Annotated in this window: 19 protein-coding genes; 2 read left to right on the top strand and 17 right to left on the bottom strand. The window is 53.4% G+C overall.

All coding sequences use genetic code 11. The features are described 5' to 3' along the window. Positions 1–36: 36 nt before the first annotated feature. Genes bioD through bioB form a run of 4 tightly spaced genes read right to left on the bottom strand, consistent with a single transcriptional unit; the run spans position 37 to position 3,718 of the window. Positions 37–732, bottom strand: a complete 696-nt coding sequence (bioD, locus tag DYA43_RS05535) for a dethiobiotin synthase (RefSeq protein ID WP_020330187.1) — start codon at positions 730–732, stop codon at positions 37–39. Continuing rightward, the gene (gene bioC, locus DYA43_RS05530) at positions 729–1,532 is read right to left on the bottom strand and encodes a malonyl-ACP O-methyltransferase BioC (RefSeq protein ID WP_061056399.1); all 804 of its coding nucleotides are present in this window, start codon (positions 1,530–1,532) and stop codon (positions 729–731) included. The genes bioD and bioC overlap by 4 nt, the downstream gene beginning before the upstream one ends. Next, positions 1,525–2,679: an 8-amino-7-oxononanoate synthase gene (bioF, locus tag DYA43_RS05525; RefSeq protein WP_061056398.1), complete on the bottom strand. Its 1,155-nt coding sequence runs from the start codon at positions 2,677–2,679 to the stop codon at positions 1,525–1,527. Before bioF ends, bioC begins: the two co-directional genes overlap by 8 nt. After that, positions 2,666–3,718: a biotin synthase BioB gene (gene bioB / locus DYA43_RS05520; protein WP_061056397.1), complete on the bottom strand. Its 1,053-nt coding sequence runs from the start codon at positions 3,716–3,718 to the stop codon at positions 2,666–2,668. Before bioB ends, bioF begins: the two co-directional genes overlap by 14 nt. A 209-nt stretch (positions 3,719–3,927) precedes the next feature. On the opposite strand from bioB, the gene bioA reads away from it, so the two are divergent. Next, positions 3,928–5,217, top strand: a complete 1,290-nt coding sequence (gene bioA, locus DYA43_RS05515; RefSeq protein WP_061056396.1) for an adenosylmethionine--8-amino-7-oxononanoate transaminase — start codon at positions 3,928–3,930, stop codon at positions 5,215–5,217. Positions 5,218–5,335: 118 nt separating this feature from the next. On the opposite strand, the gene nirD is transcribed toward bioA, so the two are convergent. The 9 genes from nirD to DYA43_RS05470 all read right to left on the bottom strand — a co-directional run bounded on the left by nirD (position 5,336) and on the right by DYA43_RS05470 (position 17,179). Further along, positions 5,336–5,677 carry a nitrite reductase small subunit NirD gene (nirD, locus tag DYA43_RS05510; RefSeq protein ID WP_055453075.1) on the bottom strand — a complete coding sequence of 114 codons (342 nt, stop codon included), beginning with the start codon at positions 5,675–5,677 and terminating at the stop codon, positions 5,336–5,338. Then, positions 5,674–8,160 carry a nitrite reductase large subunit NirB gene (nirB, locus tag DYA43_RS05505; protein ID WP_061057203.1) on the bottom strand — a complete coding sequence of 829 codons (2,487 nt, stop codon included), beginning with the start codon at positions 8,158–8,160 and terminating at the stop codon, positions 5,674–5,676. Before nirB ends, nirD begins: the two co-directional genes overlap by 4 nt. A 14-nt stretch (positions 8,161–8,174) precedes the next feature. Beyond that, positions 8,175–9,002, bottom strand: coding sequence for an ABC transporter ATP-binding protein (locus DYA43_RS05500; protein WP_061056395.1), 828 nt, complete (start codon positions 9,000–9,002; stop codon positions 8,175–8,177). A gap of 12 nt (positions 9,003–9,014) precedes the next feature. Further along, the gene (locus tag DYA43_RS05495) at positions 9,015–9,983 is read right to left on the bottom strand and encodes an ABC transporter permease (protein WP_004725329.1); all 969 of its coding nucleotides are present in this window, start codon (positions 9,981–9,983) and stop codon (positions 9,015–9,017) included. A 91-nt stretch (positions 9,984–10,074) separates the two neighbouring features. Then, a complete protein-coding gene (locus DYA43_RS05490; RefSeq protein ID WP_172465287.1) occupies positions 10,075–11,418 on the bottom strand; it encodes a CmpA/NrtA family ABC transporter substrate-binding protein in 1,344 nt (447 codons plus the stop codon). 366 nt (positions 11,419–11,784) lie between these two features. Further along, a complete protein-coding gene (locus tag DYA43_RS05485; protein ID WP_020330177.1) occupies positions 11,785–12,369 on the bottom strand; it encodes an ANTAR domain-containing response regulator in 585 nt (194 codons plus the stop codon). 309 nt (positions 12,370–12,678) lie between these two features. After that, positions 12,679–13,632 (bottom strand): glycosyl transferase family protein, encoded by a 954-nt coding sequence (locus DYA43_RS05480; protein ID WP_047458219.1) that lies wholly within the window; start codon positions 13,630–13,632, stop codon positions 12,679–12,681. A gap of 9 nt (positions 13,633–13,641) precedes the next feature. After that, the gene (cobA, locus tag DYA43_RS05475; RefSeq protein ID WP_061056394.1) at positions 13,642–14,547 is read right to left on the bottom strand and encodes a uroporphyrinogen-III C-methyltransferase; all 906 of its coding nucleotides are present in this window, start codon (positions 14,545–14,547) and stop codon (positions 13,642–13,644) included. A gap of 16 nt (positions 14,548–14,563) precedes the next feature. Beyond that, on the bottom strand, positions 14,564–17,179 hold the full coding sequence (locus DYA43_RS05470; RefSeq protein ID WP_061056393.1) for a nitrate reductase: 2,616 nt from the start codon (positions 17,177–17,179) through the stop codon (positions 14,564–14,566). A 344-nt stretch (positions 17,180–17,523) separates the two neighbouring features. On the opposite strand from DYA43_RS05470, the gene DYA43_RS05465 reads away from it, so the two are divergent. Then, positions 17,524–18,891, top strand: coding sequence for a Na+/H+ antiporter NhaC family protein (locus DYA43_RS05465; protein WP_020330173.1), 1,368 nt, complete (start codon positions 17,524–17,526; stop codon positions 18,889–18,891). Between the two features lie 138 nt (positions 18,892–19,029). Here DYA43_RS05465 and serS read toward each other — a convergent pair whose 3' ends face one another. From serS to DYA43_RS05445, 4 genes are all read right to left on the bottom strand, one after another. Further along, positions 19,030–20,337, bottom strand: a complete 1,308-nt coding sequence (serS, locus tag DYA43_RS05460; protein WP_004725316.1) for a serine--tRNA ligase — start codon at positions 20,335–20,337, stop codon at positions 19,030–19,032. Between the two features lie 103 nt (positions 20,338–20,440). Continuing rightward, positions 20,441–21,790: a replication-associated recombination protein A gene (locus DYA43_RS05455; RefSeq protein WP_055453071.1), complete on the bottom strand. Its 1,350-nt coding sequence runs from the start codon at positions 21,788–21,790 to the stop codon at positions 20,441–20,443. A 32-nt stretch (positions 21,791–21,822) separates the two neighbouring features. Continuing rightward, entirely contained in the window at positions 21,823–22,419 is a 597-nt protein-coding gene (gene lolA / locus DYA43_RS05450; RefSeq protein WP_020330170.1) for an outer membrane lipoprotein periplasmic chaperone LolA, read from the bottom strand. A 103-nt stretch (positions 22,420–22,522) separates the two neighbouring features. Further along, positions 22,523–23,143 (bottom strand): YecA family protein, encoded by a 621-nt coding sequence (locus DYA43_RS05445; RefSeq protein ID WP_061056392.1) that lies wholly within the window; start codon positions 23,141–23,143, stop codon positions 22,523–22,525. Positions 23,144–23,221: the final 78 nt, after the last annotated feature.

Here is a 23,221-nt window from a genome sequence, read left to right as displayed (position 1 = left end):
CTGCACACGTGCAGCCCTTTTGCTTTTTAACTTCTGTTAAGCCGTAACGACTTCACCAACGAGTGGTGTCACATCAATATACTTACCGAGTTCGCGGCGCTTAGCGCTCGGAACGTATGGTATTTCACCCAGCTTCGGCGCACCGATGCGAGCTTCCAGAATCTCAATGATGTCCGCGTAATGCTCGGTCCCCGGATTTACGCGGTTTGCGACCCACCCCACCACATTCAAGCCATCGGCGCGAATGCTTTCGACGGTCAACTGTGCGTGGCTCAAGCATCCCAGTTTAATGCCGACTACCAGAATAACAGGCAACTTTTCTTGTTTAACCCAAGTCGACAGGCAATCCGTGTCGGAAACTGGCACACGCCAGCCACCAGCACCTTCAACCAGAACGATGTCGGCATTGGCTTTCAGCTTAGCGAGTTTTTCACTCAGCACGCTGTATTCAATGGTGACATTTTCATGCTTGGCTGCAATGTGCGGTGACGCTGGCAGTTCCAATGCATATGGATTGATGTCGTCATAATCCATTTTCTTCGATGCCGCTTGCAACAAGTGCAGTGCATCCGAGTTACGAAAACCGTGCTCGGTTTTGTCACATCCCGCGGCAACTGGTTTGTAACCAATTGTCGACAAATCCTTGGCAGCTAATGCTTGTAGGATCGCTTTAGAAGCGACCGTTTTGCCCACATCGGTGTCCGTACCCGCAATAAAAAAAGCATCTATCATCGATGTATAACCCCTAAACAAACCTGATACGTTGCAGGTAGAAGACCTTGATGGTTGCGATATAGCTGATATTCCTGCTCAACCTGTGCGAGCATTCGGCGGCTGGTAAGCCCTTGCGAGCGACCATTCACATGATTCGCGCCAATCCCTTTGAGATCGCGCATTAAAGCGAACGCCGTGTCATACCAGACCGTTATCGTGGGTAAGTCTATGTGATGTTTCTCGCACTGAGCTTGCGCTAACGCAATTTTTACCTGATTGAGCGTGATGAAATGATTGACGTGTTGATGTGCATCAATTTTCATCCATGAACGCTGCAATTCAAGCAAAGAACCATCAAGAAGTGTTGAAAAATAAGCGCTTGCGCCGACTTTTAAAACGCGACGAATCTCTTTAAGTGGTCGTGATAAGTCATCACACCACTGCAGTGCCAAGCTGGAAAATACGCAGTCAAATGTTGCATCAGAAAACGGCAGTGCTTCGGCATCCGCTTCGACATAGCGCATGTTGTCGATTCCGCAGCGCTGTTTAGCCTGCGCTAACATCGCCGGAGACAAGTCAGCGCACGTCACCCGCGCGCCTCGCTGCTGCAATGCTTGCGAGCAATATCCAGTGCCGCAACCCAAATCGAGAATGTGCCAGCCGCTTAAATTGTCCGGCAATTTCGCCAGCAGACGCTGGGCAACATCGCGTTGAAATGCCGCGTGACGATCATAACTCTGCGCCGCTTTGCCAAAGGCTTGGGCGATCGCGGCTTTGTCACTGACGACTGCGCCCAACGCTTGCGCCATTTCACTCATGAGACGCCTCCACACATTGCTTTAAGGTGTCGGCCATCTGCTGAACTTGTTGCGGTGTGTGATGAGCCGTGAGCGTAATTCGCAGCCGCGCGCTGCCACTTGGCACCGTGGGCGGGCGAATCGCCGTCATCCATAACCCCGTTTCACGCATCGCGCTGGCGACATGCAATGCACGCTGCGCAGAACCGAGCACGAACGGTTTGATTGGCGTTTGCGTCGCGACAAATCCCGGCACATCGCGCAGCAATTCGTGATAAAGCGCAGACAGTTCGGTCAGTTTGTCCCGCCGCCATGCCTCGCCTTGAATCATGCCGGCAGCGTGCGTTAACGCATGCGCCTGCGCCGGTGGCATCGCCGTGGAATAGACATGATGACGAGCAAACTGAGTGAGGTAATCCCCCAGCGCGGCGTCGCACAAAATCGCTGCGCCTGACAAACCAAACGCTTTGCCAAACGTCACCACTAGCACTTGCGGCTTGATTCCGGCTGCCTGACAACTGCCCGCGCCGCGCTCACCTAACACGCCCACGCCGTGCGCATCATCCACCGCGAGCCAGGCATTGCTACCCAATGCGGCTTGAATCTCGGCCAGCGGTGCTTGGTCGCCATCCATGCTGAACACGCCTTCGGTGACCACCAGCGTGGCAACCTGCTCATCCAGCAAACGGGTTAAATGAGCGACATCGTTGTGCTGAAAACGCTTCATCTGCGCCGAAGACAACAGGCCCGCTTCCATCAGCGACGCGTGATTGAGCTTATCTTGCAGCAGCAAATCGCCTTTTCGCAGCAGGGTAAACAGCAGCGCTTGATTGGCACTGAATCCAGAGCCAAACAGCACCGCGCGTTCAAACCCGAGCCACTCACACAAGGTGCGCTCTAAGGTTTGGTGCGCCTCGCTAAAGCCGGTCACCAAAGGTGACGCGCCACTGCCGCAACCATACAGGCTGAGCCCCTGCTGCCAGGCATGAACCAAGGCCGCATCGCTCGCCAGCCCCAGATAGTCGTTGCTGGAAAAATTGACATAACGCTGCCCTCGTTGCGCCAGCAGCGTTTGATTGCTGCGATCCAGCACTTGTAGCGAGCGACGCAGCCCCTGCTGCTCGCGGTCAGCAAGGGCTTGATGAATGCGCGAATTAAAGGCTGGCATCGTAGAACATGTCATCCGCTGTTGGACGCGCGGCCACTCGTTCTACCACGCGATCCAGCAGTTCGTTTTCAGTAATCTCATCGGGCTTTTGCGCCACTTGTTGGCTGTTGATGCCCAGCTTTTTGAACAGCAGCATGTCGCTGTCTTCCGCCGGGTTGGGAGTCGTCAGCAGTTTGCAGCCATAGAAAATTGAGTTTGCACCCGCCATAAAGCACAGCGCTTGCATCTGTTCATTCATCTTTTCACGGCCCGCAGACAGGCGCACCGCCGACTGCGGCATCATGATGCGCGCAACGGCAATCAGGCGCACAAAATCAAACGGTTCGACATCGTCCACTTGTTCCAGCGGCGTGCCTTTGACTTTCACCAGCATGTTGATCGGCACGCTTTCCGGATGCACAGACAGGTTCGCCAGTTCCACCAATAAGCCAGCGCGGTCATTGGTGCTCTCGCCCATGCCGATGATACCGCCCGAACAGATCTTCATGCCCGCATCACGCACATGGGACAGCGTATCGAGACGATCCTGGTAAGTACGCGTGGTGATGATGTTGCCGTAGAACTCCGGCGAGGTATCCAGGTTATGGTTGTAGTAATCGAGGCCCGCATCCGCCAGCTCTTGAGCCTGATCAGAGGTCAACATGCCCAGCGTCATACAGGTTTCCAGTCCCATGTCTTTCACGCCGGAAATCATCTCTTTGAGCAGCGGCATGTCGCGCGCTTTCGGGTTTTTCCACGCCGCGCCCATACAGAAACGGGTTGAGCCTGAGCTTTTGGCTTTTTGCGCAGCATCCAGCACGCGTTCTACTTCCATCAGACGCTCTTTATCGACATCGGTGCGGTAGTGCGCGCTCTGCGGGCAGTATTTGCAATCTTCCGGACACGCGCCGGTTTTGATGGAGAGTAATGTGCTCACCTGAACATGGTTGTGCAGATGATGCTGGCGGTGGACGAGTTGAGCGTCGAACAGCAGATCCATAAACGGTTTTTCAAGCAGTGCTTTGACTTCAGCCACTGTCCAGTTATGACGAATTTCCACGTGTAATCCTTGTTGGTGTTATTAGTTTTATGCCCAAGTGACCGGGTGTTTCAGGCTGGCGAACCAAAGTCGTCAATGCTCCGCAACGCCCTGTGGCATGGGGATTATGCTTGGCTAGTCTACTGACACACGTTAGACTGTCAACAACAAGAAAGATCAACAGTTTACATTTGATTATTTTTTAATCTTATTTTTATTGCGGAATTGTCATGGATTTAGCCTTCGATCGCCAGCACATCTGGCATCCCTACACCTCAACCCTAACACCTCTGACCTGCTATCCGGTCACGCATGCTGACGGTGTTTTCATCTATCTCGAAGATGGAAAAGCGCTGGTCGACGGCATGTCCTCCTGGTGGTCAGCCATTCACGGATACAATCATCCCCGTCTGAATGCCGCGGCTCATCAGCAGATCGATAAGATGTCTCACGTCATGTTTGGCGGCATCACCCACCAGCCGGCCATTGAGGTATGCCAGCGCTTGCTCTCTCTGGTGCCGAATAATCTTAAACATGTATTTCTCGCCGATTCCGGTTCCGTGGCAGTGGAAGTGAGTTTGAAAATGGCGCTGCAATACTGGCACGCCAAAGGAGAACAGCGCCCAAAATTCCTCACCCTGCGTCACGGCTATCATGGGGATACCTTTGCTGCGATGTCGGTCACTGATCCGGATAACTCAATGCACACGCTGTACAAAGGATTTCTCCCTGAGCATCTGTTTGCCGAATCACCCAACACCGGCTTTTGGGAAGAGTGGAATGAACGCGATATCGAAGATTTTCGCCATCAACTAACCGAGAATCATCGCCAGATCGCAGCCGTCATTCTAGAGCCGATTGTGCAGGGTGCGGGTGGCATGCGCATTTATCACCCAGAGTTTTTGCGTCAGGTACGCGCGCTGTGTGATGAGTTTGGCGTGCTGCTGATCCTCGATGAGATCGCCACGGGCTTTGGTCGCACCGGCAAATTGTTTGCGTGTGAACATGCGAACATTCAGCCGGACATTTTATGTGTCGGGAAAGCGCTCACCAGCGGCTACATGACCTTATCGGCCGCACTGACCACCAAGGAAGTCGCTGATACGGTCTGCGGCGGCGAAGCGGGCTGCTTTATGCATGGTCCAACCTTTATGGGCAACCCGCTAGCGTGTGCGGTCGCCTCGGCCAGTCTGAGCCTGATTGAAGAAGGACATTGGCAGCAACAGGTGAAGCAGATTGAGTTGGGCTTTGCCGAGCGCTTGCCGCTGCTCAATCGCTACCCGCAAGTCAAAGCCACGCGCTGGCTCGGGGCGATTGGTGTGGTTGAGACGCATCAACCGGTCAACATGGAAGCGATTCAGGCGCTGTTTGTGCAGCATGGCGTGTGGATTCGTCCATTTGGTCGCTTGATTTACATGATGCCGCCATTTATCAGTGAGCCACAGCATCTGGATCAACTGATTCAAGCGGTGGAAGCGGCGCTCCAATCCCCAGAATGTTTTTTGAGTGATACCGACTGATTGAGTCAGATTCAATGGCGCGTTTGAGCGGTGTTTTTTGAGAAAAGATCCCGTCATTCGTAGAAACAACAAAAACCTGGCGACTGAGGCCAGGTTTTTGAGTTAACTGTTTGATTTGTCAAGCGAGCGCCGTTTCACTCAGCAGCACGTACACCTGCCCCTCTTCCACCAACACACGCCAGGTCTTCAGCGCCACATCCGGTTTTTCCACACACTGCCCTGTCAGTAAGCTGAAATGTTGTTTGTAGAGCGGCGAGGCAACGCACGGCTCTCCTTTCACATCACCGACAATGCCGCGAGCCATCACATAAGCCTTGCCAATGGGGTCCCAGTTTTGCAGCGCATACACGTGCGGCTCATCACCGGGCAGATAAAATAGCGCTGCTTGTTGATCGCCAATCCACGCGCCACATCCTTGAAATGGCGTCAGCTCGCTCAAATGACACACTTGTTGTTTCATGATGATATCTCCTCGCTAACCGGAATACGCTGCCCACGCAGGCGCTGATATGGCAGGCTCACGCTGCCCTGTTCGTGATTAATGAACGGACGGAACTTACGCAGTTTGTCCTCATTTTCAAGCGTACTTTTCCACTCGCATTGATAGGTATCGACCACACGCTGCATCTGGTTTTCCAGTTGTTCACCCAGTCCGAGCGAATCCTCCAGCACCACCTGTTTGAGATAATCCAGACCGCCCTCCAGATTGTCGAGCCACACCGATGTGCGTTGTAGCTTGTCAGCAGTGCGGACATAGAACATCAACACCCGATCAATCAAGGTCACAAGCTGCGATTTGGTTAAGTCAGAAGCCAGCAGGTCGGCATGACGGGGGCGCATACCGCCATTACCGCACACATACAGGTTCCAACCCTTTTCGGTCGCAATGACACCGATATCTTTGCTCTGCGCTTCAGCACATTCGCGTGTACAACCCGAGACGGCAAACTTGAGTTTGTGCGGTGCGCGCAAGCCTTTGTAGCGATTCTCCAGCTCAATCGCCAGCCCAACCGAGTCATCCACGCCATAGCGGCACCAGGTTGAACCGACACACGATTTCACCGTTCGCACCGACTTACCGTACGCATGGCCGGTCTCAAAGCCGGCGTTAATCAAGGTGCGCCAGATCTCAGGAAGTTGCTCCATTTGCGCGCCGAACAAGTCAACCCGCTGACCACCGGTGATCTTGGTGTACAGATCGTACTGCTTCGCCACTTCCCCCAGCACGATCAGTTTTTCCGGCGTTATTTCGCCGCCCGGCACGCGTGGCACCACAGAATAAGAGCCGTCTTTTTGCAGATTCGCCATAAAGGCATCGTTGGAGTCCTGCAGCGCACTCAGCTTCGGCTCCATAATGTGCTCGTTCCACAAAGAGGCAAATACCGAAGCCGCGGTCGGTTTACACAAATCACAACCCAAGCCGTGGCCGTGTTTCTCCAGCAAGGTGTCGAAATCTTTGATTTCTTCAACCTGGCAAATGTGGAACAGCTCCTGACGGGAGTATTCAAAGTGTTCACAAATATGATTGTTCACTTCCACGCCCATGGCCACCAGTTCAGCGTCCAGCACCGATTTCACCATGCTGGAACAGCCGCCACAGCCCGTGCCCGCTTTGGTGACGGATTTGAGTTCATTGAGCTCGGTCGCGCCAGCATGAATCGCAGCCACCAGCGCGCCTTTGGTGACGTTGTGGCACGAACAGATCATGGTGTCGTCCGATACTTCGCCGCTCAGCATCGACGTATCAAACAACAGGTGCGCCGGATGATCAGGCAGCACGGTTTGGTTGAGATACGCCTGCAGTAACGCATCGTAGTCGCTGTTGTCACCCACCAGAATCGCGCCGAGTAATTGGGTACCACTCGCATCGACTATCAGTTTTTTGTAGGTTCCCTGTACCGTGTCCTGCAACACCAGTTCCTGCGCGCCCGCGGTTTGCATCTGCGCGTCACCAATTGAGGCCACATCCACCCCCAACAGTTTGAGTTTGGTACTCATGTCCGCCCCCGTGAAACTGCCGCTATGTCCCATCAACTGGTCAGCCACGGCGCGCGCCATGGCGTACCCCGGTGCCACCAGGCCAAAAATCCGTTGTTGCCACAGCGCACATTCGCCAATGGCGTAGATGTTCTCGTCGCTGGTTTGGCAACTGTCGGAAATGACAATGCCGCCACGTTCGCCCACCGCTAAACCGGACTGACGCGCCAACGCATCCTGCGGGCGAATGCCGGCAGAAAACACAATCACGTCCACTTCCAGCGGCTCTGCATCTTTGAATACCATGCGATGCTTGGCGCTTTCGCCGTCAATGATGCGCTCAGTACCCGTTGAGGTATGCACCGTCAGACCAAGCTGCTCAATTTTCTGTTTCAGCACACCACCCGCACCATCATCGAGCTGAACCGGCATGAGTCGCGGCGCGAATTCGATTACGTGCGTTTCTAATCCCAGCAGACGCAGCGCGTTGGCCGCTTCTAATCCCAGCAGACCACCACCGATCACCGCCCCCGTGCGAGCATGTTCACACGCATTGCGAATCGCAGACAGGTCGTCCAAAGTCCGGTAGACAAAGACGTTGTCACGCTCTGAACCCGGTACGGGGGGCACAAACGGATAAGAACCGGTTGCCAGCACGAGGGAGTCGTAACCCAGCACATCTTCGTCATCCAGAATAATGCTTTTCTGCACTCGGTTAATGGCCGTGACCTGGCTACCCAGAATCAGATTGATCCCGTGTTTTTGATACCACTCTTCGCTGCTCAGCATCAGATCATCATGCGATTTACCGGAGAACAGCGACGAGAGTTGTACGCGGTCGTAAGCGATAAAACGCTCCTCGCCAATCACGGTAATCCGTTTTTCAAGGTGGGCTTGTTTTTCCACCAGCTTAGCAACCAGATGGTGACCGACCATTCCGTTGCCGATAATGACAATATGTTCCATCATTTTGCGTTTCCTTATGCAGTTTTGGCGACCGTTGCAGTAGCAGGTTGACGACCTTCAGATTTCGATTGTTTCTCATACAAAAAGCGCAGTACCGACTGACGATATTTCTGATACGTCGGGTCATCCGCCAATTGAACGCGATTGCGTGGGCGCGGCAGTTCAATGTTGAGCACTTCGCCGACCGTCGCAGCCGGGCCGTTGGTCATCATGACGATTTTGTCCGACAGCAGCACCGCTTCGTCCACGTCATGGGTGATCATGATGACGGTGTTATTCAGATCGGCTTGAATCTCCATCAGCGCATCCTGCAAACGAGCACGGGTTAAGGCGTCGAGTGCGCCGAACGGTTCATCCATCAACAACACTTTCGGTTGCAGTGCCAGCGCGCGGGCAATACCGACGCGCTGCTTCATCCCACCCGAGATCTCATCCGGCTTCTTATCCGAGGCGTGCGCCATTTGGATCAGGTCGAGATAATGTTCAACCTGCTGTTTAATTTGGGCTTTACTTTGTCCTTTGGCGACCTGTTTCACCGCCAGCTCAACGTTTTGGTACACCGTCAGCCACGGCAGCAGCGAATGGTTCTGAAATACCACCGCGCGCTCTGGCCCAGGGCCATCGACTTCGCGTCCATCCACAATCACTCCGCCGTCGGTGGGCATGTGAAGGCCCGCGACCAGGTTAAGCACGGTTGACTTGCCGCAACCTGAGTGGCCAATCAGTGAAATGAACTCGCCTTTTTGGATCTGCAGGTCGACGTTTTTCAGCGCGACAAACTCACCTTGTGGCGTGGGAAAGCGCATGCCGAGTTGGGTTAAATCTAAAAATGCTTTGGACATATGCCGTTCTCCTTAACGCAGCGCTTGCTGTTTGTTCCAAGACAGATGTTTTTGCAGTTGCAGCATGCCGCGATCCAACAGCAGCCCGATAAAGCCAATCGCAATCACCGCCACCATAATTCGCCCCAGCGACGCAGAGCTGCCATTTTGAAATTCATCCCACACGAACTTGCCGAGGCCCGGGTTCTGCGCCAGCATCTCTGCGGCAATCAGCACCATCCAGGCAATCCCGAGCGACAACCGCAGCCCGGTGAAGATCATCGGAATCGCTGAGGGCAACACGATGGTGCGAATATGTTGCCACCACGACAGGCGCAGCACCTTGCTCACGTTAATCAGGTCTTTATCCACACTGGTGACGCCAACCGCGGTATTGATCAGCGTGGGCCACAAGCTGCACAGCGCCACGGTAAACAGCGAGTTGACGAACGATTTGGCAAACATCGGGTCATCGCTGACGTAAGTCGCACTCACCACCATGGTGACAATCGGTAGCCAAGCCAGTGGCGATACCGGTTTCAGCAGTTGAATGATGGGGTTGAATGCCTGATACAGTCCGTGGTTGAGCCCCAGTACAATACCAAGCGGTATCGCAATCAAAGACGCCAGCGCAAACCCCGCCGCCACCGTGACCAGGCTGGTCCCGATCTGATCAAAGAATGTCGGTTTACCGGTGTACGGACGAATGCGGACATCCGCATTGGGGTCTTTGGCCAATTTGGCAGCGTTACGCTTCTCCTGGCGTTCAATAAAAGCGTGCTCTTTTTCTCGCTCTTTGAAGTGTTCATTAACCAAGTTGCTGAACTGGGCGAACGTCTGCACCGGTCCTGGCAGCGTACCGAGTGACGTTTCGACTTGTCTGGCGGCGAGGTGCCAGAACATCAGAAAGATAAGGATTCCAATCAGTGGCATCAGCATCACTTTACTGCGGCTGACCACTTTTTCGCGACTGGGGATCAGTGAAATTACATTGCTCGACATAGCAAACTCCTTGCGCTATTGCGTCTCGTCCCTGTGAAGGCTGGTCTGGTGCAGCCGTGTGGCATTGACCCAAAGCACCAGACCCCGTGTTTTATACTTTGTCGTTACCCTTCAGACCGATAGCGAACTTGTTGAGGTAAGCGTTCGGTTGATGGCCGTCGTAGACGATGTCATCGATGAAGTGTTTCTGTGGCGCACGGAAACCGTCTTCATGGTTGAAATCCGGAAAGTCTTTCGCGCTCATCACACCATCTTCAATCAGAGATTCCGCCGCCTGCTGATAGATATCCGGACGGTAGACCTCTTTGGCGATATTCATGTACCAGTCGTCCGATTTGGCATCCGCAATCTGGCCCCAGCGGCGCATCTGAGTCAGATACCAAATCGCATCGCTGTAGTACGGATAGGTTGCGTTATGACGGAAGAACACGTTGAAATCCGGCACCTCACGTTTGTCACCTTTTTCGTACTCAAAGGTGCCTGTCATGGAGTTGGCAATCACTTCTTTATCGGCACCGACATACTGACTTTTCGACAGCATCGCCACGGCTTCGCTGCGGTTGGCGTTGTTGTTTTCATCCAGCCAGTGCGCAGCACGAATCAAGGCTTTCACCACGCGAATGTGCGTATTCGGATATTTCTCCGCCCACGCTTTTGATACGCCAAACACTTTTTCCGGGTTGTTTTTCCAGATCTCGTAATCCGTGACCACCGGAACGCCGATGCCTTTGAACACCGCCTGCTGGTTCCACGGTTCACCCACGCAGTAGCCTTTGATGGTGCCCGCTTCCATGGTCGCTGGCATTTGTGGTGGTGGGGTGACGCTGAGCAGGACGTCGGCTTTCAACTGACCGCTGTTGTCCCCCGATTGCGGTGCGTAGTAGCCCGGATTGATACCGCCTGCCGCCAGCCAGTAACGCAGCTCGTAGTTGTGCGTCGAGACCGGAAACACCATACCCATGTTGAAAGGTTTGCCTTGGTCGCGATATTGCTGCACCACAGGTTTCAGAGCATCCGCTTTAATGGGGTGAACGATTTTGCCGTCGCTCTCTTTGCTCAAAAACGGCTTCATCTGCTCCCAGGTATCATTGGAAACGGTGATGGCGTTGCCGTTAAGATCCATACTGAACGCCGTGATGACTTCTGCTTTGGTGCCGATACCAATCGTCGCACCCAGCGGCTGGCCCGCCAGCATATGCGCGCCATCCAGTTCGCCGTCAATCACGCGATCAAGCAGCACTTTCCAGTTCGCCTGTGCTTCGAGCGTGACGTACAGTCCTTCGTCTTCAAAAAAGCCTTTTTCATAAGCGACGGCAAGTGGTGCCATATCCGTCAGTTTGATAAAGCCGAACTTCAAATCTTCCAACTCTGGCTCACCCACCTGAGCATAGGCTCCGGCGCTCAGCAGTGAAGCGCTCAACAGTAAGCTGCGCATCCATGGTGTTTTCGATTGCATCGCAATACTCCCTTTCCTTGATTACAAATCCTGTCTGATTCCAAAACTTGCTTGATTCAAAAAGCCACAAAAAAGGCGCTACTGCTTCTCAGAGCAGTAGCGCCTTTGCTATTTCCGTCATCACCGCCGTTGATGATGTGGGTCAGCAGCCTTGCGGCTTATTCCAAATTGTCGGATGTACTTCATTTCCGTTACTGAAGATGACAATCCAAGTTACATGCCAGTTTTTATAGTTATTATTTATCAATAGGTTAAGTTGAACTTCTGAGATATTTACTGTTTTCGTGCTTTGTTTATGTGCAAAGTGCACCAGTGATAAGAATTCCGCCTAACCCCAAAGTATTATCAAACACCCAGACCTTCCATAGTGTGAATCACGTTCTTCGCCACCTGCGCCAGTGACAGGCTCGATTGCATCGCGCTACTGCGCAGTGCGCGATACGCTTTATCTTCATCCAAACCATGCAGACGCATCAGTATCCCTTTGGCCTTTTCGACCCATTTACGCTCTTCCAGTTTTTGCGTCAACGACTCGATTTCCTGCGCCATCGCCATACTGGTCTCACGCACCTGCTTGGCATAATCAATCCAGGGCTTGAGCTCAAACGCCGAGTCAAAAGGCAACAAAACGAAATCGTGATGTTGCGGTAAGCGATTGATATCGTTCACCTGAAGCTGTTTAAGAATCACCAGAAGCGGCACCTTGCGCTGGGAACAAAACTCAACAATGAGCCGCAGCTCTGCACTCGGTTGACGCCACGACACCACCACGGTGGGTGAAGATTCTTTGTCGATCATGCGCTCCAACTGAGCCAGTTGGCAGAGCAGGATCTGGTCGTAGTGCAACGCAAGTTTGGCACTGATCCCGGCCTGATCGCTGACGCTGTCACAGCACACCACAATGGATTGAGAAGAGTGAGAAAGAGACATAGCCATTCCTTGTTGTGTTCAAACTCTATGGAATGAAACTGCAAGGAGTGCGCCATGTTGAAGGCGCGAAATTTAGCTCAATAAAAACAATAAGATAAAGTTAATATCTGACAATTTATAACTCTTTAGGGCTAGATTGGTCGGTGCACCCAAAAGTGCTCACGACCTTCCCGGCGCCCTCTTGTTACAGAGAAGCGCTCAGGAACGGTGACACATGTTGACTTCACGATGTGATAGTTTAATGACTTAGTCGCTTTGTTGCGTCAATCCGCCATTTGATGTGGCAGAGGAGAAAAACGCAGGGGTGAATCAGTGCGTATCGACATAGGTTTGCCAATAGCGAAAGGCCGTCGCCATCGCGGTATCGCGGTCGAGCGTTTTCGCAAACAGCACAGCGGTCATGGTCGCAACGACACTGTTCGCCATCTGGACCCACTCTTCTTGCGGTGTACCCAGTGGGCAAGTGTTAGGCAGCGCGATGTCTGAGACAAACTGCTCAGGCCAATAGTAAGAGTGCACGCCATCGGTCTGGCTGAGCCACACCGTCTGGCTCACCTTCGGATTGTACTCCGACTCACCGGACTGGCCTTTAAATGAGACAACCGCATGGGCAGTTTTGCCAATCACGTGCTCAACTTCTGCGTGCAGTTGTTGAAAACCCGGATGGAAACTGCCTCGCAGACCAATTTCACCGCCGCCAGGATTCAGCGCCCGCACTACCGTGTTGATCGGCGTGCGCAGGCCGTAGCGGTTTTTCCAGCCAATCATCACCTCGGCTTGCGGCGCAAAATGACGCAGCGGCAGATACGCAATGTTGCCTTGTTGCAGCAGCGCTTTGGCCTGCTCTGCATCCTTGGCAAGCGGAACCTCACACGCGGCCAAATAAGCTTCTGCATGCTCACGTGACGCCGGTTTGTCGTTGTAGCCGTGCATCAGTACTTTGTGTCCGTTGTCAGCCATGATTTTGGCGGCCAGCAGATGCCAGGGTTTACCCGCCGCGGCACGTTTTCCGGCGTAACACGGCCAGTCAATCTCCGCGCCAATACTCGGCACTCGGGACTGAAACGCTTTCACAAATCCGGCGATCTCAGCATTGGTTTCGTTTTGCACTCGGATCAGCATCAGCAGCATCGCCATCTGATCATCGCCCACGTCTCCGTTCAGGTAGTCATCCATCACCTGAAATGCCTGCTCAAAACTGAGCGGTTTGCGGCCGCGTTCACCGCGGCCGACAGTACGAATACAGTCCAGAATTGTGCTCATTGAGTCCTCTTAATAAGCCGGGGCGCGTGCAGGTTGCGAATGTGACTGGGTCACCGCGTGCGCCGTTTGCATCAGTTGCTCCCGAAGTTTTACCACGTCTCCCATAATGATCAATGCCGGACTGAGACCTTTGAGTGCATTTGCTGTTTGTGTGAGCTGATTGAGCTCAAAGGTCACGACCGTTTGCTGCTCAGAACAGCCTTGGCCGACCACAGCAACCGGCGTTGAACCACTGAGACCCGCGGACATTAAACCCTGTTCAATCGCGTCTGCTTTTTCCAGCCCCATGTAGAACACCAGCGTCTGACCGCTGCTCACCAAACCCGCCCAGGCAGGCAATGCACCCGTGACGACTTGGCCGGTGATTAACGTCACGCTGCGCGAGACCTCTCGATGTGTCAGCGGAATCAACGCGCTTGACGCACAACCGATAGCGGCTGTAATGCCCGGTACCACTTGATAAGCAATGTTATGTTTGACCAGCGCCAGCGCCTCTTCACCACCGCGGCCAAAGATGAACGGATCGCCGCCTTTCAGCCGCACTACCTGTTTACCTTGCTGAGCGAAATCGACCAGCAGCGCGCTGATGGCTTCCTGTTTCATACTCGGCTGTCCGCAACGTTTACCCACATACACCATCTGCGTATCGGGATTGGCGAGTTCGAGAATATCGCGGCCGACTAAGCGGTCATAGACCACCACATCAGCGTGTTGCAGGACTTTCACGGCTTTGACGGTGAGTAAGTCCGGATCGCTCGGCCCCGCGCCGACCAGAAACACAAAGCCTTTTTGACCAGCAGGTTGGCTTGTCTTCGGCGCGCTTGGGCTGTTCTGATAGAAGCGATCATGCACCGTAAAGGAGGTCGCGTCAGAGCGGGGACTGCGCGCAAATCGTGGGGTTGAATCGGTTTTCATGGCTCGACTCCTGAGATTAAGGTTTCGCCATCACCAGCACAGAACGGCTGGCCAGCAATTTGTTGACTTCCGGCAGGCAGGAACCGCAGTTCGTGCCGCACTTCAATTTGCTCTGTAACTGGTTGAGCGTCACGCAGCCATCCTGCGCCATCGCGTGTTGAATCTGTTTGTCCGTGACGCGAAAGCAGCTGCACACCAACTGGCTGGTTACGGTTTCCCCGGCAAGTGCGAGCACAGAACCCAGCTGCAATGGCTTGCCAATCAGCGCCACCATCGCGGTGTACTCCTGCTCGACGGGTTGGGTGGAGACCATCAGGATGCCAGTCACTTCCATCGCAGGTGTATCAGCTTTTGCGCGCCCGATGACCATCATCCAGCCTTGCGGCAGATCCCAACGCAGCACCTGCTCGCCGCTGAGCAATTCAAACTGACCTTTGCCCAGCTCCGTTAGTGAGGCGAAACGCGTCACACCAAGGCGTTCTTCCTGCTGATAGCTGACATAATCACATTCTGGTAGCGTGCGGGACGCGCCGACATACAGGCCGTAACTTTGCATGGTGACGGGCGCAAGATGCACGTGAGCCGACTTAAACGCAGGCTGACCGGAGATGGGGTCGGCCGCGCGCAGCACGGCACGATTGACCTGAGAGTGCGCGCTGTAACGCCCGGCCCAGTGCATGGACATAAATAGCTGCTTTCCTTTCAGCCCCTCATCAAACGCCACGCGCGCGAACACGCACTGAGTTTGGCTGTCACTGCGCAGCGCGGCGATTTCCCCTTCCTTGAGGCCAATCGACTGGCCCGCAAGTTTGTTGACGTAGAGCGTCGGTTCGACTTCTGCCGCTGCCAGTTTGGCAATGTGTCCGGTGCGGGTCATGGTGTGCCATTGATCGCGCTGACGCCCGGTATTGAGCCACCACTCACCGCTTGGCACCTCATGAGGCTCAACGGCGATAAAATTGGCACGTCCGGATGGCGTTGAAAACTGGCCGTCGCGATATGGCGCACTGCGTGTCAGCGGCCATTGCACCGGCGTCCAGCGCTCATACTCATCGTCACTCATCGTTGCAAACATCGACAGATCGAGCAGATAGGGCGTACCCCGGTTGATGCCCGTCAGCCCCGCGTATTCGCGAAACACATCCGCTACGCTTTGAAACGCAAACCCGTCAGCGATGTTCAGGCGTGAACATAACGCACTCCCGACTTGGCTCACCGCCCACCAATCCGGTTTGGCTTCTCCGGGCGCGGCAAGAAAGGCGCGCTGACGCGACAAACGGCGCTCGGAGTTGGTGACCATGCCCTGTTTTTCACCCCAACCTGCGGCAGGCAGCAACAGATCCGCATACTCGGCAACATCGCTGCTGGCGGTAATATCCGACACAATCACAAAGTCGCAGTGTTTCAAAGCTCTACGGATACGATCGCTGTCTGGCAACGAGACAACCGGGTTGGTGGCCATGATCCACAGCACCTTAATGTGCCCAGCTTCGACGGCATCAAACAGATCCAGCGCTTTCAAGCCCGGTTTATCCGCGATGGTTGGCGATTGCCAGAACGTCTGTACTTGCTGGCAGGCGATGTCATCAAAACCGCGGTGCACAGCGAGTTGATTCGCCAGCCCGCCGACTTCGCGTCCGCCCATCGCATTGGGCTGACCAGTGAGCGAGAATGGCCCGCAGCCTTCGCGACCGATTTTACCGCTCGCCAGATGTGCATTGATGATAGCGTTGCCTTTATCCACCCCCGATACGGACTGGTTCACACCCTGGCAAAACAGCGTCAACGCCGTCGGGCTGGAAGCAAACCAGCGGTAAAAAGTGCGCAGCGCCTCATCGTCAACATCCAGCGCTCGGCTGACGTGACTGAGCTGGTAACGCTCATCGGAAATTTCCGTTAATAAGGCCTCAAAACCCTGCGTGTGCTCGTCGATATACGTCTGATGGAGCGTGCCACTGTCTTTCATAAAGCGCAGCAGGCCGTTATACAGCAAGACATCACCATCATTTGCGATCGCCAGATGCAAATCGGCCTGCTCAGCGGTGACGGTGCGCCGCGGGTCAATCACCACCAGCTTGAGTCTGGGATTTTGTTCGCGCGCCTGCTGAATACGACGAAACAGCACCGGATGCGTCCAGGCACTGTTGGCCCCCACCAGCACCAGTAGGTCCGTTTGATCGATGTCATCGTAATTAACGGGAACCACATCTTCGCCAAAAGCGCGAACATGCGCGGCCACCGCCGACGACATGCACAGACGGGAGTTGGTATCGATGTTGGCGCTGCCCACGTAGCCTTTCATCAGCTTGTTGGCGACGTAGTAATCCTCAGTCAGGATCTGACCTGAGACATACATCGCCACCGAATCCGGTCCGTGCTGCTCAATTGCCTGATGAATACGAGTGGCAATATCGTCAATTGCCGCATCCCACTGGATTTCTTGGCCTCTGAGTTTGGGATACAGCAAACGGCTGGGCATATTGAGGCTTTCAGCTAATGCAGAACCTTTGACGCACAGCGCGCCCTGGTTCGCCGGGTGTGTTTTGTCCCCAACGGTCGTCTCGCGGTTGGCTGACACGCCACACCCGACACCACAGTATGGACACGTTGTGAGAATATTGGCTTGAGTCATCATCACTTCCTTGTGCTCAAGGCAAATAAAAAGCGCCTTACTTCCGAGAAGTAAGGCGCCTTTGCCTAGGTATTAACAAATATCTTTAATCGATATAGACAGAGCAAACCTTATACCAACTTTTGCGCTTTTATCTTTCAATAAGTTAGCAACATACGTCTGTTTTCGTTGCACCAGTGAAGTGCAGACTGCCCTGAAATTCAACACCAATTCGAGCAACCAACTAACTACGGGTTTGACAATAACGGACAACGCTTAACCAGCCATTTAGACGTCTAGACGTTGACATTCATCAGCGAGGCGATTAGTCTTCACGCCTTTCTATATTTAAGTTTGTCGTTTACATGTCCGGTTCCCAGCACACTACGAAAACAGTTGCACCGTCCGCGGTCGCGCTGATCCCACTGATTATCTTTCTTGCACTGTTTATTGGTGTAGGTACTTACTTGTCTTTGCAAGGCGTTGAGTTTGCCTTTTATCAATTACCTGCACCGATTGCGATTCTGCCTGCTATCATCATCGCTTTTCTGTTGAGCAAAGATAAGCTCAGCCGCTCTATTGAGCACTTTATGCATGGCGTCGGCCATCAAGACATCATCGCGATGTGCATGATCTATTTACTGGCGGGTGCCTTTGCCGCCGTTGCTAAGGCTTCTGGAGGTGTGGATGCGACCGTCAACCTCGGTTTGTCAGCCATTCCAACCAACATGATTCTGCCTGGTTTGTTTCTGATCTCCGCCTTCATCGCCACCTCAATGGGTACCTCGATGGGGACCATCGCTGCGGTAGCACCGGTTGCACTTGGCATTGCGCAATCGGCCGGAATGAGCTTACCAATAACTGCCGGCGTCGTCCTGAGCGGCGCGATGTTTGGTGACAACCTGTCGATCATCTCGGACACCACGATTGCGGCAACGCGCTCGCAAGGCTGCGAAATGAAAGACAAGTTCAAAGAGAACGTTCGCATCGCATTACCAGCCGCGCTGATTGCGTTGGTCGTGTTCGCTTACCACAGCACCGCGACACAAGTGCCGCAAGCCGGCCCGATTGAGTGGCTGAAAGTGCTGCCGTACATCACGATTCTGGTGTTGGCTGTCTCTGGGATGAACGTCTTTGTGGTCCTGACTATCGGTATTTTGCTTGCAGGCGGTGTGGGTCTGGCGTCGGTCGATGGCTACGCGCTCACCAATCTGGCTCAGGATATCTACGCCGGATTTGGCAACATGCAGGAGATCTTCCTGCTGTCTATGCTGATTGGTGGATTGAGCGAACTGATGCGTCGTCAAGGCGGACTGGCTTTTCTGACTAATCTGGTCAGCCGTTTGATCAATACCTTTGGCTCACGCCACTCAAAACACGCGAACAGCCGTGCGAGTGAACTGGGTATTGCCGGACTGGTTTCGCTGGTGAACGGCTGCACCGCGAACAACACCGTCGCGATTATTGTCTCAGGCAGCGTGGCTCGTCAGTTAGCTGAGGAGAACGATGTCTCACCCCGCCGCTCAGCAAGTTTGTTGGATATCTTCTCGTGCGTGGTACAAGGCATTCTGCCTTATGGCGCTCAGGTACTGCTGCTTGGCTCTGTGTTTAAGCTGTCACCGCTGGAAATCGTCGCAAACTCCTACTACTGTTTTGCACTGGCGATTGCTGCCATCGTTGCCGTGTTCCTCAAACACCAGCCGCGACAAGCCACAGTGAAAGCAGAGAGCTAACAAGCGCTCTCAGCCCCGCCTGCCCGACCATTGATTGGGCAACGCGGCTGAAAGTAACGTTGCCTTGCTGTGTTCAGCACATAAAAAAACGGAGTGTTTACACACTCCGTTTTTTTGTACCTGTTCACTCAGACTGGCTTAGCCGATGTGAGTCACGCCGCCCATGTACTTTTGCAGTACCGCTGGGATTGCGATGCGACCGTCAGCTTGCTGGTAGTTTTCCAGAATCGCAACCATGGTACGACCAACCGCCAGACCAGAGCCGTTCAGCGTGTGAACCAGTTCAGGTTTTTTCTCGCCTTTACGACGGAAGCGTGCTTGCATGCGACGAGCCTGGAAATCCCACATGTTTGAACAAGAAGAGATTTCACGGTAAGTCTTCTGAGCCGGAACCCAAACTTCCAAGTCGTAAGTCTTGCATGCGCCAAAGCCCATGTCGCCAGTACACAGAACCACTTTGCGGTATGGCAGCTCAAGCAGTTGCAGAACTTTCTCAGCGTGGCCCGTCAGTTCTTCCAGTGCTGCCATTGAGTCTTCAGGCTTAGTGATCTGAACCAGCTCAACTTTGTCAAACTGGTGCATACGAATCAAACCACGCGTGTCACGACCGTATGAACCCGCTTCAGAACGGAAACATGGTGTGTGCGCTGTCATTTTCAGTGGCAAATCCGCTTCTTCAGTGATGGTGTCACGAACCAGGTTCGTTACCGGCACTTCAGCAGTTGGGATCAGAGACAGGCGACGAGGTTCTTCATCGCTGGCTTTTTCTGCCAAAGGTTCAGTATGGAACAGATCTTTACCAAATTTTGGTAGCTGGCCAGTACCAAACAGCGTGTCTGAGTTGACCAGATAAGGCACGTACAGTTCAGTGTAACCGTGTTGCTCTGTGTGCAGATCCAACATGAATTGCGCGATTGCACGGTGCAGACGAGCAAACTGACCTTTCATGATCACAAAACGTGCACCAGTAATTTTGGTTGCGCTCGCAAAGTCCAGACCGTCGCCCATTTCACCCAGGTCAACGTGATCTTTCACATCGAAATCGTACTCTTTGGGTGTACCCCAACGAGACACTTCAACGTTGTCGTTTTCGTCTTTACCGTCTGGCACAGAATCGTCAGGCAGGTTTGGCACGCTTTGAGTGATCGCGTCAAGCTGGCTTTGAATCGCATCCAGTTCCACTTTCTTCGCGTCCAGATCGTCACCCAGAGTACCGATCTGTTTCTTCACTTCTTCCGCGCCTTCTTTGTCGCCTTTCGACATCAGTTGGCCAATTTGCTTGGAGATGGAGTTACGCGTGGATTGTAAATTTTCAACTTCTACTTGAATGGACTTACGTTGTTCTTCAAGTGTACGAATTGTGTCCACGTCGAGTTTAAAACCGCGACGCGCCAGTTTTGCAGCTGTTTCATCCAGCTCAGTACGAAGTAATTTAGAATCCAGCATTGCTAATCCTATGCTTTAAGAGTTGCGAAAAAACGCGTGTGCTTCCTTTTTAATCAAAGCCACGCGTATAGAAATTTAACCCGTCAACGATAACGAAAAGCCGCTAATTTTCATAGCGCTTTTGTGGGCTTTTTGCGTCTAAATCCGCCAGATAATCTAACTTTTCACCAATCTTGGTTTCTAAACCCCGATTCGTCGGCTGATAATAGCGAGTTCCTGTCATTTCAGGAGGGAGATAGCGTTCACCCGCCGCATACGCGCCGGGTTCATCATGGGCATAACGATACTCTGCGCCATAGCCAAGATCTTTCATCAAACTGGTTGGTGCATTACGCAGGTGCACGGGCACTTCATACTCGGGCAAATTCTGTGCATCACTCAGTGCCTGCTTCCAGGCGGTATAGACCGCATTGCTTTTTGGCGCGCAAGCGAGATAGACAATGGCCTGGGCAATCGCGCGATTGCCTTCTGCCGGACCAACCCGAGTGAAACAGTCCCACGCCGACATCGCCACTTGCATGGCGCGCGGGTCGGCATTACCGACATCTTCAGAAGCAATCGCCAGCAGGCGACGTGCGATATAGAGCGGATCGCAGCCCGCTGAGATCATGCGCGCGGCCCAATACAGTGCACCATCCGGATTCGAACCACGAATCGACTTGTGTACCGCTGAGATTAAGTCGTACCAAATGTCGCCTTTGTTATCAAAACGCGCCACTTTTTCGCCCGCGACTTCCGCCAGCAGGCTGAGCGTGATCTGCTTTTCGCCCTGCTCGTTCTCTTCTGCCATGTCATACAGCAGTTCAAGATAGTTGAGCGACATGCGCGCATCACCATTGACCAACTCGGACAGGCGATCCAGAACATTGTCATGAAACTGCGCGGCTTGTTTACCCAAACCCCGCTCGGTGTCTTCAATGGCCTGATCCAACGCCTGACGAATTTCCGTCTGGCTGAGTGACGTCAGTTTGTACACGCGCGCACGGGACAGCAGTGCGTTATTGAGTTCAAAAGAGGGGTTTTCAGTAGTGGCGCCAATGAAAGTCACCGTGCCGTCTTCGATGTGTGGCAGAAAAGCATCCTGCTGCGATTTGTTGAAGCGGTGGACCTCATCGACAAACAGTATGGTGCGCCGGCCTGCAAGCTTGTTTTCACGTGCTTTCTCTATCGCGGCGCGTATCTCTTTCACGCCTGAAGTGACTGCCGAGACACGCTCCACTTCAGCATTGGCGTAGTTCGCGGCAACTTCTGCCAGAGTGGTTTTGCCTGTGCCGGGCGGGCCCCACAGAATCATCGAATGAATGTGGCCAGCTTCCAGCGCCCGGCGCAGCGGTTTACCGGGGCCAAGAACGTGTTGCTGACCAATATATTGTTCAACGGTTTGTGGGCGCATTCGCGCAGCAAGGGGACGAAAATCTTCGTCCCCGGCAAAATCAAAACTGTAGTTGCTCACGGTACTCACTTACCGGGTATGTGTAACCCGATTTAATTACGTTGGTCGTCGACTTCCACACCGTCAGGAACATCGAACTTAAAGCGGCTTGCCTGCGGCTTTTGTTGTTTCACATCATTAAACGTGAACAGACTCTTCTGTCCATCCTGCTCAATAACATTAAAACCTTTTACCACACCTTTGCTGTCGATGGTGATTTGGAACTGACCCTGATTCGAATCGACCGCTGTTGGCGTCAGAGTAAAAACATCGCCTTTCTCTTCAACCTGGTAGGCATCCCAGTCACTGGCGCGATTACGGGTCAGCAGGACAAACGGCGTTTGCTCGGTCGCTTGTTCCTGATTGTAAATGGTCACCTGTTCAATAAAAGGGCTGTAATACCACAGCGATTTACCATCCGACACCAGCAGATTCTCGTCCGGCGCCAGTGTCTCCCAGCGGAACAGACTCGGGCGAGCAATATCGACCAGACCATTGCCTTCCATGACGACGTCACCGTCGGGGCTGACAACCTGCTGCTCAAACTTGGCACTGAAGCCATCGGCCAGCGCCAAACGCTCGCTGAGCGTCTCTTTTGGCGTCGCGAATACGGAAAAACTACAAAAAAACAGTGCGAACCATTTCTTCATTCTGTTACTGCTCCTAGCAATTGGGGATAAGGAAGTTATAGGCTTTTCGCTTCCTTATTGTGTCAATCCTGTGTGGGAAAAGTTCGATTATTTGCCGGAAAAGTTACTGCCCGCAGCACTGTTTGAACTTTTTACCGCTACCGCACGGGCAAATGTCGTTACGGCCAATCTCCTTGAACGGGTTGACGCTTTGCGCTTTGTTACCCAACATCGCTTCGTCTGCCGCCAACGCGACCTCATGCACCATCAAATCGAGCTGTTCGATCATATTAGCCAGCATTGGCAGTGATTCATAACCGGCTTCTCTCATCTGAGCGTGCGTCTGCTCTTCGTCGATCGCCAACATCAGCGTGGTCAGCAGAGCTTGAAGCATACGCATAGAACCATCGGAAAGACTGACCGACTGCCATTGTGATTCGACTTGCGGCCACACACTCATAAAGCCTTCAGCGAAATCGGCCAACGCCGCTTCACGCGACATCTCCTGATGGGCAAGCAAAGCCAACAAAGCATACTCATTGCGTTTGAGCTGGTGATATTGGGCATGAATCTGAGCCACGATGACCGCTTCCAACGCGGGTGCCTGTTCACCGAATACCACCGGGATCCACATCTCTGGATCCAGCGGCTGAGTCGCCAGATTGGCCGCGTACACGGCACCTTCAATAAACAACGGGGATTCATTGCACTCAATCTGAGCCAAATTCACTAGCTGGTAACTCATGAAATCTCTTTTATCATAATGACTGGTTAGCCGAGCATTATACCCCAGCCTGCCGATTTGGCGAGTTTGACGGGGAAA

The sequence above is a fragment of the Vibrio fluvialis genome, assembly GCF_900460245.1.
In the GTDB taxonomy this organism is placed as follows: Bacteria; Pseudomonadota; Gammaproteobacteria; order Enterobacterales; family Vibrionaceae; genus Vibrio; species Vibrio fluvialis.
This window is presented reverse-complemented; position numbering and strand designations above follow the sequence as displayed.